The organism is Polynucleobacter sp. es-MAR-4, from assembly GCF_018882055.1.
Taxonomy (GTDB): Bacteria; Pseudomonadota; Gammaproteobacteria; order Burkholderiales; family Burkholderiaceae; genus Polynucleobacter.
The window spans coordinates 941,365-956,225 of sequence record NZ_JACVPF010000001.1; the positions used below are offsets into that span (position 1 = coordinate 941,365).

General features: G+C 47.8%; 13 protein-coding genes. 9 read left to right on the forward strand and 4 right to left on the reverse strand.

Annotated elements, in window-relative coordinates; translation table 11 throughout:
- Positions 1-6: 6 nt before the first annotated feature.
- The 3 genes from glcF to proC are packed head-to-tail and all read left to right on the forward strand — an operon-like array spanning position 7 to position 2,866.
- The gene (gene glcF, locus ICN16_RS04730; RefSeq protein ID WP_216134856.1) at positions 7-1,287 is read left to right on the forward strand and encodes a glycolate oxidase subunit GlcF; all 1,281 of its coding nucleotides are present in this window, start codon (positions 7-9) and stop codon (positions 1,285-1,287) included.
- Complete coding sequence (locus tag ICN16_RS04735; protein WP_216134859.1) at positions 1,284-2,009, forward strand: YggS family pyridoxal phosphate-dependent enzyme; 726 nt, start codon at positions 1,284-1,286, stop codon at positions 2,007-2,009. Before glcF ends, ICN16_RS04735 begins: the two co-directional genes overlap by 4 nt.
- Positions 2,006-2,866, forward strand: coding sequence for a pyrroline-5-carboxylate reductase (proC, locus tag ICN16_RS04740; protein WP_216134862.1), 861 nt, complete (start codon positions 2,006-2,008; stop codon positions 2,864-2,866). Before ICN16_RS04735 ends, proC begins: the two co-directional genes overlap by 4 nt.
- On the opposite strand, the gene ubiA is transcribed toward proC, so the two are convergent.
- The gene (ubiA, locus tag ICN16_RS04745; protein ID WP_216134865.1) at positions 2,863-3,720 is read right to left on the reverse strand and encodes a 4-hydroxybenzoate octaprenyltransferase; all 858 of its coding nucleotides are present in this window, start codon (positions 3,718-3,720) and stop codon (positions 2,863-2,865) included. The two genes, proC and ubiA, sit on opposite strands and share 4 nt — an antisense overlap.
- 48 nt (positions 3,721-3,768) lie before the next feature.
- A complete protein-coding gene (gene recG / locus ICN16_RS04750; RefSeq protein ID WP_216134868.1) occupies positions 3,769-5,838 on the reverse strand; it encodes an ATP-dependent DNA helicase RecG in 2,070 nt (689 codons plus the stop codon).
- Between the two features lie 30 nt (positions 5,839-5,868).
- Here recG and queA point away from each other — a divergent pair, with 30 nt between their 5' ends.
- The 5 genes from queA (at position 5,869) to secF (ending at position 11,371) form a co-directional block, all read left to right on the forward strand.
- Positions 5,869-6,909: a tRNA preQ1(34) S-adenosylmethionine ribosyltransferase-isomerase QueA gene (queA, locus tag ICN16_RS04755; RefSeq protein WP_216134871.1), complete on the forward strand. Its 1,041-nt coding sequence runs from the start codon at positions 5,869-5,871 to the stop codon at positions 6,907-6,909.
- Complete coding sequence (gene tgt / locus ICN16_RS04760) at positions 6,902-8,059, forward strand: tRNA guanosine(34) transglycosylase Tgt (RefSeq protein ID WP_216134874.1); 1,158 nt, start codon at positions 6,902-6,904, stop codon at positions 8,057-8,059. Before queA ends, tgt begins: the two co-directional genes overlap by 8 nt.
- A 122-nt stretch (positions 8,060-8,181) precedes the next feature.
- Positions 8,182-8,508, forward strand: coding sequence for a preprotein translocase subunit YajC (gene yajC / locus ICN16_RS04765; RefSeq protein WP_215375725.1), 327 nt, complete (start codon positions 8,182-8,184; stop codon positions 8,506-8,508).
- 25 nt (positions 8,509-8,533) lie between these two features.
- A complete protein-coding gene (gene secD / locus ICN16_RS04770) occupies positions 8,534-10,393 on the forward strand; it encodes a protein translocase subunit SecD (RefSeq protein ID WP_216134894.1) in 1,860 nt (619 codons plus the stop codon).
- Between the two features lie 3 nt (positions 10,394-10,396).
- Positions 10,397-11,371, forward strand: a complete 975-nt coding sequence (gene secF / locus ICN16_RS04775) for a protein translocase subunit SecF (RefSeq protein WP_216134896.1) — start codon at positions 10,397-10,399, stop codon at positions 11,369-11,371.
- Positions 11,372-11,386: 15 nt separating this feature from the next.
- On the opposite strand, the gene ICN16_RS04780 is transcribed toward secF, so the two are convergent.
- Together ICN16_RS04780 and purB are read right to left on the reverse strand one after the other, a co-directional pair.
- Positions 11,387-12,748 (reverse strand): 3-deoxy-D-manno-octulosonic acid transferase, encoded by a 1,362-nt coding sequence (locus ICN16_RS04780; RefSeq protein ID WP_216134898.1) that lies wholly within the window; start codon positions 12,746-12,748, stop codon positions 11,387-11,389.
- The gene (gene purB / locus ICN16_RS04785; RefSeq protein ID WP_216134900.1) at positions 12,745-14,124 is read right to left on the reverse strand and encodes an adenylosuccinate lyase; all 1,380 of its coding nucleotides are present in this window, start codon (positions 14,122-14,124) and stop codon (positions 12,745-12,747) included. Before purB ends, ICN16_RS04780 begins: the two co-directional genes overlap by 4 nt.
- 94 nt (positions 14,125-14,218) lie before the next feature.
- On the opposite strand from purB, the gene ICN16_RS04790 reads away from it, so the two are divergent.
- Complete coding sequence (locus tag ICN16_RS04790) at positions 14,219-14,833, forward strand: glutathione S-transferase C-terminal domain-containing protein (RefSeq protein ID WP_216134905.1); 615 nt, start codon at positions 14,219-14,221, stop codon at positions 14,831-14,833.
- The last annotated feature ends 28 nt before the right edge of the window (positions 14,834-14,861 follow it).

A 14,861-nucleotide genomic window follows, 5' to 3' on the forward strand; every position in this document is an offset into this window, starting at 1 on the left:
CTTCCTATGCAAACTCAACTCGCCCCCCAATTCGCCAATACTCCTGAAGGTATAGAGGCCGCCAGAATTCTTGGAAAGTGCGTGCACTGTGGCTTCTGCACTGCTACTTGCCCCACCTATCAAATTCTAGGTGATGAACTCGATGGTCCGCGTGGTCGCATCTACCTAATTAAGCAGATTGCAGAAGGCCAAGTCCCGACTGAAAAAACGCGCATGCATTTAGATCGCTGCCTAACTTGCCGCAATTGCGAAAGCACTTGCCCAAGCGGCGTGCAATATGGCAACTTAGTAGATATTGGTCGAAAGTGGGCAGAAGAAAATACGCCTGAACGCCCTATTGGTCAGCGACTCACTCGCTGGGCCCTGAAAGAGGGCTTAACCAGTCCCAAGTTATTTAACTCTGCAATGGCAATTGGTCGCTTAGTTCGCCCACTCATGCCAGCTGGTATCCAGCGAAAAATTCCAGAAGCAAAAAATAAAGCACTATCAAGTAACACTGACCCCTATGCCAGGCCACAAGTAAGTCACTCTCGTAAGATGCTCTTGCTCGAGGGTTGCGTACAGCCAGGCATGTTGCCAAACATCAACTCAGCAACCGCACGCGTTTTAGATGCACTCAAGATTGAATTGATTAGCGCGCCTAATGCCACTTGCTGTGGCGCATTGCGTTATCACCTAAACGATCAAGCTGGGGGCTTAGATAACGCCAAACAGAATATCGACGCTTGGTGGCCACAAGTCGAGCAAGGTGTAGAAGCCATTGTGATGACAGCCTCTGGTTGCGGCGTGATGGTCAAAGACTATGGACATCTATTTGCAAATGACCCTCAATATGCAAGTAAAGCAAAAAAGATCTCCGATCTCACTAAAGATATTTCAGAAATCTTGCCAGCACTTGAGGGTGAGCTTGTTTCTCTTGTAGGAGCAGATCCTAAGCCTGGCGTGGTGTATCACCCGCCATGCACCCTGCAACATGGCCAGCAAATTCGGGGTAAGGTTGAAAGTCTTTTGTCTAGTATTGGCATTGGTGTACGCCTTTGTGCTGATAGCCATCTTTGCTGTGGCTCAGCAGGAACTTACTCCGTTACTCAGCCAGAGCTATCAGAGCAGTTGCGCCACAATAAACTCACCCATCTCAATGCTGCATGTGAAGAGTCCGGCGCTGAAGTGATTGTTTCTGGAAACATTGGTTGCATCACCCATCTTCAGCAAGAAGAAAATCCAGTTGTGCATTGGATTGAGATCGTGGATCAACTGATTGCCCAGAAGAGTCTCATAAAACAATGAGCCAAGTTACCGCCAACTTAATGTTGGTAAAGCAAAGACTGGAGTTAGCTGCGCTAGCAGCAAAACGTGAGCCTGAAGATATTCAACTGCTTGCCGTTAGCAAAACTTTTCCGGCAATCGCTGTTGAGGAAGCCATGCACGCGGGGCAAACTGCTTTTGGCGAGAATTACGTCCAAGAGGGTGTTGAGAAAATTCAACAACTAGCTAAATTGCGTCCATGGTTAGAGTGGCATTTCATTGGCCCTCTTCAAAGCAATAAGACACGCGATGTCGCAGAACACTTTGATTGGGTTCATAGTATCGATAGACTCAAAATTGCTGAACGTCTATCTAGTCAGCGCGGAGAGTTTCCAGACTTGGGCGACTTGCAGATATGCGTTCAAATCAATGTGAGTGAAGAAGAGTCCAAAAGCGGTATAGCACTTCAGGAAGTGGAAGCCCTTTGCGATGCTGTTGCCAAGCTTCCAAAGCTTGTACTTCGTGGACTCATGGCTATTCCCGCACCTAGCGATGATGCAATTCAACAGCGCCAAGCCTTTGCGGCTGTTCGGGAGTGTTTTATCGGGATTAAAGCAAAGCACAGCAATGATATTGGCTATGATTTCTTTGATACCCTCTCCATGGGAATGTCAGATGATATGGAGGCAGCTATAGCTGAGGGCAGTACCATAGTACGTATTGGAAGTGCTATTTTTGGGAAGCGCGATAAGATAAAAGCATGAGCACACAACAAACAAACAAAAATGCCCACATCACCTTTATTGGTGGTGGCAACATGGGTCGCGCATTAATTAGTGGATTGCTAGCCAATGGTTTTGAAGCTAATCAACTTTCTGTAGTCGAAGCTAACGCCAGTACCGGCCTGCAATTACATCAAGATTTTGGCGTACAGATCATCAGCGCTTTAGATCAAATTGCTTTTGATTTTTCCAAGAACAATGTTGTAGTTATGGCTATCAAGCCCCAGGACTTCAATGTAGTTGCCAAATCCCTTAATGCCAAACTTAAACATGCAACGGCTCCAGGCCCCCTGATTCTGAGCATTGCTGCAGGTATCCGCCTCAAAGACATGAGTCGTTGGCTTGACCACGAGCGCTGCGTACGTGCGATGCCCAATACCCCCGCCCTGATCGGCAAAGGCATTACTGGTTTATTTGCAGATGCTGCTATCAACGCTTCCGACCGCACTCTAGCGGAAACCATTTGCAATGCAGTTGGACAAGCAGTATGGGTTAATGAAGAAAAACTGATGGATGCTGTTACCGCTGTATCTGGAAGTGGCCCCGCCTATGTTTTTGCTTTCTTAGAAGCCATGCAATCGAGCGGCGAGAAACTTGGGCTTGATGCGGCTACCGCTCGTAAATTAGCTTATGCGACTTTAGAAGGCGCCACACAACTGGCCCATAACTCCGATGAGCATGCAGGCGTGTTGCGCGAGCGAGTTACCTCAAAGGGCGGCACAACCGCTGCTGCTCTCGATATGCTTAAGCAACTCGATTGGCATGGCGCGCTAGAAAAAGCGATTGATGCTGCAAGTCAACGTGGCAAAGCCATGGGTGATGAACTAGGCAAGAGCTAAAAGCGAGCCAGTCCCAATAGGATTCCCAAGAATAGGAATCCGCCCAGCCAGTTGTTATGACGAAATGCCCTGAAGCAGTCATCGCGCTTGCGAGTAGATACTAATTTCAGATGATATACAGCGCAAGCTAAAGCCAGGCACCAGCCCGCCCAAAAGTAATTATTAAGATTTGCTAGCTGAGCAACCCAAACTTGACTCAGGAATAGCACACCATAACTCAGCGCAATTGCGAGCACATCAAAGCGACCAAAGGTAATCGCGGAGGTACGTAAACCTAAGCGTAAATCATCATCACGGTCAACCATGGCATAAGCCGTGTCATACGCAATAGCCCAGAAGATATTGCCGACAAATAAAACCCATGCCTCCAGCGGAATAAAGTCCAATACTGCTGCATAGGACATCGGAATCCCAAAGCCAAACGCAATACCAAGAACCGCTTGTGGAATTGCAAAGAAACGCTTGGTAAATGGATAAACAATCGCAACCGCCAGCGCAAAAAAAGAAAGCTCTTTAGTGAGTGCATTTAAAGGCTGTATCAACAGGAAAGCTAATAGAGCAAGAGTTCCAGCCACCATCAACGCCTCTTTGCCAGAAATCTTGCCGCTGGTAATGGGACGATCTTTGGTCCTTAAGACATAGCGATCAAAATCTTGATCTGCATAGTCATTGATAGCGCACCCTGCACTACGCATCAAAAATGTACCCAGAGTAAAAATAACAAACAGATGCCACTCAGGAAGGCCGCCACTCGCCAGCCAAAGTGCCCACAAAGTTGGCCACAATAGCAGCAGCGTTCCAATAGGCTTATCCAGACGGATCAGATAGCTGTAAGCAACAATACGATCACGCATCAGATAAATGGTCTTTCTTTATTGGCAATCATGAGCATGAGGTAATTATCAAGCTTTTAGAAATTCTGTACGAGATCCCAGCCAGCGCTCAAGATGTCTTTCCACTAGGTCGCCATGCTCAGCTAGCAAGCGCCCTGCTGCGGTCTGCGCTAGCTCAATCAACCAGGCATCTCGCTGTAGATCCACAAATCGCAACATGGCATCGCCAGATTGTTTAGCTCCCAATAACTCTCCAGGACCGCGCAATGACAGGTCTCTCTCAGCAATTACAAAGCCATCTGAAGTTTCTCGTAAAGTTTGCAGTCGCTCCTTGGCGGCCATAGACAAGGGCTCGGCATACATCAAGATACAAACTGAATCTGCTGAGCCACGTCCAACGCGTCCACGCAACTGATGAATTTGCGCATAACCGAAACGTTCGGCATGCTCGATCACCATCAGCGCCGCATTAGGCACATCCACACCAACTTCAATCACCGTAGTTGCTACCAACAGCTGAATCTCATTGGCCTTGAATGCAGCCATCACTGCAGCCTTCTCTTCACTCTTTAAGCGGCCATGCACTAATCCCACTTTGAAAGTTGGCAATGCTTGAGTGAGTTGTTCAAAACTCTCAACGGCCGTTTGTAATTGCAATACTTCTGACTCTTCAATTAAAGGACAGACCCAATAAGCTTGCAGTCCTTTTGCTAACCAATCATGTAGGCCGCTTATCACCTCGTCCCTACGCGAAGCTTTGACTACCTTGGTAGTGATGGGCTTTCTTCCCGGAGGCAATTCATCAATAACAGATACATCTAAATCGGCGTAATAGGTCATCGCCAAGGTACGTGGAATTGGAGTGGCTGACATCATCAATTGGTGGCAATAAAATAATTCAGAACCAACGCGTTGCTGAATCTCTAAACGCTGTCTCACACCAAATCGATGTTGTTCGTCGATTACCGCTAAACCTAGCTTGGCAAAACTTACCTTATCCTGAATCAGCGCATGCGTACCTATGATGAGCTGTGCATCACCGCTCTCAATCATTTCCTGGGCAAGTCTTTTTTCCTTAGCCTTCAAGCTACCCGAGAGCCATGCAATCTTGACTCCTAAAGGCCCAAACCACTCCTGCATTTTGAGATAGTGCTGCTCCGCCAAGATTTCTGTAGGCGCCATGATGGCGGCCTGATAGCCGTGATCCATCGCACGCGCAGCAGCTAATGCGGCAATCACCGTTTTTCCACTACCTACATCACCTTGTAGTAAACGATTCATTGGAAAGGTGTTGGATAAATCAAATCCAATCTCAGACCAAACGCGGGCTTGAGCACCAGTTAGCTCGAACGGCAGGACTTTCAGTAAACCGTCTTCAATACTGGTGGTTTTTTGCGCTGTCTTCGCAAAACTAGGGGCACGTCTTTCCCTCCGAATGGCATGAGCCCGCTTGAGAGAAATCTGCTGCGCAAGCAATTCTTCGAACTGCACACGACGCCACGCTGGATGAGTGCGCTCTAGTAGTGATTGAGTGTTGGCGTCAGCCGGCGGCTGGTGCAAATAGGCAATCGCATCTTGCAGCGGCGGCCAATCATTGGTTGGCAATATTGCTGCCATCAATTTGGGCGGCAGAAACTCTGCCAAACTTTCTTTCAGACTTGCATCACGTAAAGCTTGTAAAACTGCCTTGCGAATAATTGCTTGTGAGACACCAGCGCTGGCCGGATACACCGGCGTTAAGCTCGCTGGCAATGGGGAGTCAGGTGGGACAGCGCGAACAGTGGGATGAACCATCTCAGCCCCTTGATAACCCTCTCGAACCTCCCCCCGCACCCGCACATGAGCACCCACTGCCATTTGCTTTTGCTGGCTGGGGTAGAAATTCAGGAAACGGAGTTGCAATGAAGCGGTGTCATCCTCAATCGTGACCAAGAGCTGCCTTCTGGGGCGAAACATGACTTGATTGCGTATGACGATGCCTTGAGTTTGAATAGAGTGAAACCTTCCCAAGCCTAGGGCTTCCTCGATGGTGAAGAGTTCAGTCTCATCCTCGTAACGGGATGGCAAGTGCAAAGCAAGTGCCATAGGGCTGTTTAAACCCATTTTTTCGAGTGCAGTTGGCGGTCGCTTAGTCGTCATCGTTAAAATCCAATACCTGATGGTAATGCTATGCAACTTTCCGACTTTAATTACGACCTCCCACCCGAACTAATTGCCCAGCATCCCCTGGCCAATAGAACGGATAGTCGCCTCCTAGAGCTGAGGGCGAATGGGGATGATGCCGCCCAATTGATCGATCGGCAGTTTCCTGACATCCTTAACCTTATTAAGCCTGGGGATTTACTCGTCTTTAACGACACCAAAGTCATCCCTGCCCGCCTCCACGGCAAAAAAGAGACGGGTGGCAATGTAGAGCTCCTCATTGAACGTATCAGTGGGGATAAGCAAGCCTGGGTACAAATTAGAGCCTCCAAGGTTCCCAAGACTGGCAGCATTATTCATGTGCATAACAAAGCAGGCGAAACCTTTCCCGTGGAAATGATTGGCTATGACGGCCGATTCTATGAAGTGCGCTTTCCAGAAAATGTGTTTGATTTGCTTGAGCGCTTCGGTGAACTACCGCTACCACCGTACATTGAACATCAGCCAGATCAGGAGGATGCCAATCGCTATCAAACGGTCGTTGCCAAGAACCCCGGCGCTGTTGCAGCCCCTACTGCAGGCTTGCACTTTGATGAAGCGATTCTCAAACGACTTAACGAACTCGGCGCCAAACAAGCTAGTGTCACCCTTCACGTAGGCGCAGGTACCTTTACGCCGGTTCGCGAAGAGGATCTCACCAAACATAAAATGCATTACGAGTGGTTTTCTGTTCCAGTAGAAACTATTGAGGCAATAGAGGCTACTCACAAAGCAGGCGGCAGAGTCATTGCTGTCGGGACAACCAGTCTGCGTGCCCTAGAGAGTCAAGCTCAAAGCCAACAAGCCAGCGGCGAAACCAATTTATTTATTACACCTGGCTACACATTCAAAACTGTCGATTGCTTGCTCACAAACTTTCATCTGCCAAAATCAACCTTATTAATGTTGGTGAGCGCCTTTGCCGGCGTAGACAATATTCGCAACGCCTATCAACATGCCATTCAAAATGAATATCGCTTTTTTAGCTACGGCGATGCGATGTTCTTAACTAGACAAGCTCATGACTAAACCCGTTCACTTCAATATCCTCGCGCGTGACTCAGCGAGCCCTGCACGCCTTGGCCAGCTTGACCTTCCTCACGGTAGCGTACAGACACCAATCTTTATGCCAGTAGGAACTTATGGCACCGTGAAAGCAATGACTCCACGGGATTTAAATGAGGCCAAAGCACAAATTATTTTGGGCAACACCTTTCATCTTTGGTTGCGACCAGGTTTAGATGTCATTAAAAAACATGGTGGCTTGCATCGCTTTATGGGTTGGGATAAGCCGATCCTGACCGACTCAGGCGGCTTTCAAGTCTTTAGCTTGGGGGCTCTGCGAAAAATCTCCGAAGAGGGTGTGACCTTTGCATCTCCAATTAATGGCGATAAATTATTTATGTCTCCAGAAGTTTCGATGGAAATTCAGGCAGTTCTCAATAGTGATATCGCCATGCAGTTTGATGAATGTACCCCTTATGAAGTTAAGGGTCAGGCAACTTCAGAAAAAACTGCACGCGCTTCACTCGAAATGTCACTGCGCTGGGGAGACCGTTCATTAAAACGCTTTCGCGAGCTCGAAACTGGTAATGGCCTCTTTGGCATTGTTCAAGGCGGGATGTTTGAAAACCTACGTGAATTCTCTTTGGATGCTGTCAGTCAACAGGGTTTTGATGGCATTGCCATTGGCGGCCTTTCTGTGGGCGAGCCAAAGCCTGAGTTTGAGCGCATTCTCAATTTCACAGCACCCAAGCTGCCAGAGCATATGCCCCATTACCTGATGGGAGTTGGGACACCCGAAGACCTCATGCTTGGTATCAGCCTGGGCATTGATATGTTTGACTGTGTCATGCCTACCCGCAATGCCCGGAATGGCTGGTTATTCACCCGTTTTGGCGACCTTAAGCTCCGTAATTCAGGATACAAGGACGATGATCGCCCCGTCGACCCTACTTGCGCCTGCTATACCTGCAAAAACTTCACCAGATCTTACTTAAACCACCTCCAAAAGGCGAATGAGATCCTCGGATCACAGCTCAATACCATCCACAATCTCTCCTATTACCTTCAACTCATGGAAGAGGTCAGAGAATCCCTGGCTAAAGACCGTTTTAGCGCCTATCGAGAGGAATTTCATCGGAATCGCCAACGGGGCGTAGAGCCTGGGCAGGATTAATACCCCTAGGGCAGTAAATCAGCCCTCAAAGCCCCATACAGTTTAGAATTGCGGGTTTACGGCTTCGCTTTAACAGCCTAAAACTGAAGCAGTTTCCAATTGGTAATTAATGGAGGTTTTGTATGTGGATTAGTAACGCTTTTGCCCAGGCTCCAGCTGCGGGCGCAGATTCTGGTGGCTTGATGAGCTTCCTTCCTTTGATTTTGATGTTTGCAGTGCTGTACTTCATCATGATTCGCCCACAAATGAAGCGTCAAAAAGAAACTAAAGCAATGCTTGAGTCTCTCTCCGTCGGCGATGAAGTAGTGACAGTTGGCGGCATCATCGGCAAAGTGACTGCATTGAAAGATCAAGTAGTGACTGTTGAAATTTCTGCTGGCACTGAAGTGCAAATGCAAAAAGGTGCAATCACAACAGTATTGCCAAAAGGCTCACTGAAGTCTGCTTAATACGTTTGTTTAAAAGTACCTCAATATGAATCGCTACCCTCTCTGGAAATACATAGTCATCCTATTTGCTTTATTAATTGGGGGACTATATTCATTACCCAATTTCTACGGAGAGGCTCCAGCGGTTCAAGTCTCGTCCGCCAAGCCAACCATCAAGGTTGATTTGGCGACACAGTCTCGAGTTGAAAAGATTCTGACTGATGACAACATTAGCAATACCGGCATCTTCTTTGAATCCGCAGGCAACGTAGGTTCAATCAAAATTCGTTTTAACAATACCGACATTCAATTGCGTGCCCGCGATTTGCTGCAACAAAAATTGAACATCGATCAGAACGAACCCAATTTCACGGTTGCGTTAAATCTGCTCTCTAATACTCCGAGCTGGTTGAATGCACTGAATGCTTTACCAATGCCGCTTGGTCTTGACTTGCGTGGCGGCGTTTACTTTCTGCTGCAAGTGGATATGAAGGGCGCAGTTCAAAAGAAGGTGACTTCTTTAGCAACTGATATTCGCAGCCAGTTACGTGACAAATCAATTCGTCAGCAAGGTATCGAGCGCGGCCAAGACTCCATCACTTTGACTTTCGGCAGCACTGAAGATGCTGAAAAGGCGCGCTCTGTCTTGATGACTAGCCAGCCTGATCTCACCTGGCAAATCAAGCCTACTGGCTTATCTCCAAAACTCGTTGGCGAATTTAAACCTACCGCCTTAAAAGAAATTCAAGATAACGCCGTAAAACAAAATATCGTCACACTCAATAAGCGCGTGAATGAATTGGCTGTTAAAGAGCCAGTAATCCAGCAACAAGGCGCTGAGCGTATCGTGGTGCAATTACCGGGCGTTCAAGACACTGCGCGCGCTAAGGACATTATCGGGCGTACCGCAACACTCGAATCGAGATTGGCAGACCCCATTGTTTCTACCATCGCCATTGGTGAGACCCCTCCCCCAGGCATGGATGTTTTCCGCTTTGGCGAAAACCGTCAAGGTGTATTTAAAAAATCCGTCATCTTCAGTGGCGATCGCATTACCGATGCAAGCGCCGGCTTCGATCAGAACCAACGTCCTGCTGTCAACATCTCCCTGGATGCTGCCGGTGGTCGCGTGATGCAAGAAGTAACCCGTGAAAACATCGGCAAACCGATGGGCATGATCTTGTTTGAAAAAGGTAAGGGCGAGGTTCTCACCATCGCCACAATTCAAGGTGAGTTTGGCTCTAAGTTTCAAATTACTGGCCAACCAACTACCGAGAGCGCAAATGACTTAGCCCTCTTGTTGCGTGCAGGTTCACTAGCAGCACCAATGGAAATCATTGAAGAGCGTACGATTGGGCCAAGCCTAGGCGCAGAAAATATTGAGAAAGGCTTCAAATCCCTCATCATTGGCTTTGGTGCTATTTCCATCTTCATGATTGCTTACTACTTGCTGTTTGGCACCTTCTCAGTAGTAGCTCTGGCAGTGAACTTACTGCTCTTGATTTCTGTATTGTCGATGTTGCAGGCTACCCTGACCTTGCCAGGTATCGCTGCGATGGCCTTGGCACTCGGTATGGCGATTGACTCCAACGTCTTGATTAACGAACGTATTCGTGAAGAGTTGCGCAATGGCGCTGCCCCGCAAACAGCCATTGCTGTGGGCTTTGATAAAGCTTGGGCAACCATCCTGGATTCAAACGTCACTACCTTAATTGCTGGTCTTGCATTACTCGCATTTGGCTCTGGCCCAATCAAAGGCTTCGCGGTAGTGCATTGCCTTGGTATTTTGACTTCTATGTTTTCAGCAGTATTTTTCTCACGTGGCCTGGTTAATCTCTGGTACGGCAGAGGTAAAAAAGTTCAGAAACTCGCTATCGGCCAAGTTTGGCGTCCACAGGAGAAATAAGCCATGGAATTTTTCCGGATTAAAAAAGATATTCCCTTTATGCGCCATGCATTGGCGCTCAATGCGGTTTCTCTCATTACCTTCTTAGCTGCTGTTTTCTTCCTTTGGCATAACGGCCTTCATCTGTCGATTGAGTTCACTGGCGGTACGGTGATGGAGGTGACTTATCCTCAGACCGCCCCCTTGGACTCCATTAGAACGAATGTAGAAAAGTTAGGTTACTCTGATACCCAGATTCAGAACTTTGGTAGCTCACGTGATGTGATGATTCGCCTGCCACTACAAAAAGATGCTGAAGGAAAAATGATTTCCTCCGCAGATCAAAGTGCAGCAGTGATGAAGGCGCTTGAACCAGCAACTTCTGGAGTGAAATTACAACGAGTCGAGTTCGTCGGTCCACAGGTTGGGCGTGAGCTGGCAATCGATGGATTGATGGCGCTCTTATTTGTGATCATCGGCATTGTGATTTACCTCTCTTTCCGTTTTGAGTGGAAATTTGCCGTCGCCGGCATCATCGCGAACTTGCATGACATCGTCATTATTCTTGGCTTCTTCGCGTTCTTCCAATGGGAATTCTCGCTCTCCGTCTTGGCTGCCGTATTGGCTGTATTGGGTTACTCGGTAAACGAGTCTGTGGTGATCTTTGACCGTATTCGCGAAAACTTCCGCAAATACCGCAAGATGAATACTCGCGAGATTATTGATAACGCCATTACCAGCACGATCAGCCGTACTGTGATTACTCACGGTAGTACAGAAATGATGGTCTTGGCAATGTTGATTTTTGGTGGCCCTACCCTCTTCTACTTTGCCCTGGCGCTCACCATTGGTATCTTGTTCGGCATCTACTCTTCAGTATTCGTGGCAGCAGCATTGGCCATGTGGCTTGGCGTAACTCGTGAAGATTTGGTAAAGGGTGAACGTAAGCCTGACGATGCTGCCCGTAATGATGATCCGAACTTTGGGGCGCAGGTCTAAGTTTTACCTGAGTCGTTAACTTAGCGTGAAATTCTGATGCTCAAGGGCGGCTAGTATTTTCTTAGTCGCGCCTTGATGCTCAATCGAGTAGGCCTTTGCAGCACTCGACATCTTTGCCAACTCAGCAGTATTTAATAGCAATGCTTTTAAAGCTTCCATCAAGGCAATCGGCTCACTCAAGATGAGCTCACCCTTAATCCGCTTTGCTGCGCCTATCTCAATAGCATCTAATGCAGCTTGCTGAAAGTTATAAGTATGCTCACCCAGCAATACCGGACATCCAGCAGCACAAGCTTCAATTAAATTCTGACCGCCAAACGGCAAGAGACTACCACCCATCACTACCAAATCAGAGGCGCTGTAATACATTGGCATCTCGCCCATGGAATCACCAAGAATCACCTCTACATTTACATCGCCCTTCGGCGTTTCAATCCATTCTGTACGGCGGCGAAATTTCAACCCAGCGTCCTGAATGTAATTTGCCACTTCCAAAAAACGCTCAGGGTGACGGGGGACCAAGCAAAGTAATGGAGCAACATCAAAGGCATTGCTGAGGAGCAAATCCTTCCATGCCTGCAGAATGATTGCCTCCTCACCATCACGAGTACTGGCAGCACAGACCATCAGACGCTGATCTGAATGCAGCTCCTGCTTCCAAGATTGGCCTTGTTGAACTAGATTTGGATCAAGCGGTACATCAAACTTCAGGTTACCAACAATCTCCACATTCTTAACGCCAAGGCTGCGATAGCGTGCGGCATCAAATTCTGTTTGAGCCAAGATGCCTTTGAATGCTTGAAACAAAGATCTTCCTGCTTTACCAAATTGATTTACGCGACGCGCACTTCTTTCGGAAAGACGCGCATTGACCAAGAACAGTGGCAAACCTTTATCGGCACATCGGAACACTACAGTTGGCCAAGCTTCAGTCTCCATGAAAAGGCCAAGCTTGGGTGCAAAGGTATTCAAGAAGTGCTCAACCGACCAGCATAAGTCATAAGGCAAATACACCTGACGAATACGTCCTACTGCAATCTCCTTGCCGAATAACTGCTTACCAGTGCGACGACCGTTAAGCGTCATGTGCGTAAGCAAAATAGGTTCGCCTTTGGCAAGATAAGCCTCAATCAGGGGTTGCGCTGCTCGGGTTTCACCTACGGATACCGCATGAATCCATACCCCACCCTTAGCGACAGGCTTGCTATAGCCAAAGCCAAGACGCTCGGGGATGTGATGCAAGTAAGAAAAGGCATGGCGTGATCGCCATGCAAGACGGATGAAAGCTAATGGCAATAAGAGATGCCAAAGCAATTGATACGCAGCAAACCAAACCCGAGGACGCGCCCCGTATTCTGAAGCAGGAGTCAAACTCACTTTTTCAGACGTTCAGTCAATTCGACTGCCTTACCTAAATAAGAAGATGGGGTCATCTCGAGCAATAAAGCTTTTGCATCATCTGGGATCTTCAAACCACGGATAAAGGCTTGTAAATCAGCCTGGTTGATACCTTTGCCACGCGTAAGCTCTTTGAGTTGCTCATACGGATTCTCAATACCATAGCGACGCATTACGGTTTGCACTGGCTCAGCCAATACTTCCCAGCACTCGTCTAAGTCTGCTGCAATCGCTGCATGGTTCACCTCTAACTTACCTAAACCACGCAAGGCGCTGTCATAAGCTAAAACGCTGTGACCAAAAGCTGGGCCTAGGTTACGCAATACTGTTGAATCAGTCAGATCACGCTGCCAACGAGAAATCGGCAACTTCTCAGCTAGATGACGTAACAAGGCATTTGCTACGCCCAAGTTACCCTCAGAATTTTCAAAGTCGATTGGGTTTACTTTATGCGGCATGGTTGAAGAACCAATCTCACCCGCTTTAGTACGTTGCTTAAAGTAACCAATAGAAATATAGGCCCAGAAGTCACGGTCCATATCGAGCAAAATTGTGTTGGCGCGAGCAATTGCATCAAACAACTCAGCCATACCATCGTGTGGCTCAATCTGAATCGTATACGGATTAAATGTGAGACCCAAACGCTTTTCAACCACGTTCTTGGAAAAATTTTCCCAATCAAAATTCGGGTAAGCGGATAAATGCGCATTGTAGTTACCCACTGCACCGTTCATTTTCCCCAGGAGCGGAACTGCGGCAATCGTAGCAATCGCACGCTCTAAACGTTTAGCAATATTGGCCAACTCTTTACCCAACGTACTTGGGGAGGCGGGCTGACCATGCGTGCGTGACAACAAAGGCACTTTGGCATTCTCAATCGCTAAATCCGTTAATACAGAAAGTACTTTTCTGAGTTGCGGCAATAGCACTTCATCACGAGCACCACGCAACATCAAACCATGCGAAGTATTGTTAATGTCTTCAGAGGTGCAAGCGAAGTGAATAAATTCACTGGCTTTCAATAGATCTGGGCGACCAGCTACTTTTTCTTTTAAGAAATACTCAACCGCTTTCACATCATGATTAGTAACTGCCTCGATATCCTTAATGCGTTGCGCATCAGCATCAGAAAAGTTTTCTGGCAAAGACAATAAAAAGGCCTCATCGGCTGCACTGATTTTAGGTACATCTGGCAGGCCTGCAGAAGCCAAAGCCAAAAGCCAGTGAATCTCCACAAACACCCGCTGGCGCATAAATGCAGCTTCGGATAACCAAGGGCGTAAGGCATCTAGCTTTCCAGCATAACGGCCATCTAGAGGGGAAAGTGCATTAAGAGTAGAAATCGGCTGACTCACGAATATTGCCTTTACATTGAATATGTCAATAAACCCTGATTTTAATCGTTCTTGGGTGCAACCCAATTTGACTGGGATCGCTATACTGAGCCGTATGAAACTTATCGGATCCCTCACTAGCCCCTACGTACGCAAGGTACGCATCGTTTTCTTGGAAAAAAAGGTTGATGTCGACCTTGAACTTGAGAATGTCTGGGCTGCAGATACCAAAATTGCCCATAACAATCCTTTGGGCAAGATTCCCTGCTTGCTTCTGGATGATGGCGACGCTATCTATGACTCCCGCGTGATTGCGGAATATGCCGATACCCTCAGCCCAGTAGGCAAGCTTATTCCAGCAGGCAGCCGCGAACGTGCCGCCGTCAAGACCTGGGAGGCTTTGGCTGATGGCATTAAGGATGCTGGCATTTTGGCTCGTTTAGAACATACATTTCATACGCCTGAGCAACAGAGTTCAGTCTGGCTAGAGCGCCAAATGGGCAAAATAGATGCCGCTTTAGCTCAAATGTCCCGTGAATTAGGCGAAAACGCCTGGTGTCATGGCAATCAGATGACTTTGGCTGACATTGCGGTAGGGTGTGCCTTGGGTTACATGCTGTTCCGCTTCCCAAATATCGCTTGGCAAGCCCAATATCCGAATCTAGACGCTCTATATCAAAGGTTGATGCAAAGACCTTCCTTTGCAGAAACAACGCCTCCAGCCGCCTAAATCGTGAGTTGCTCGTGAAATATTGGGA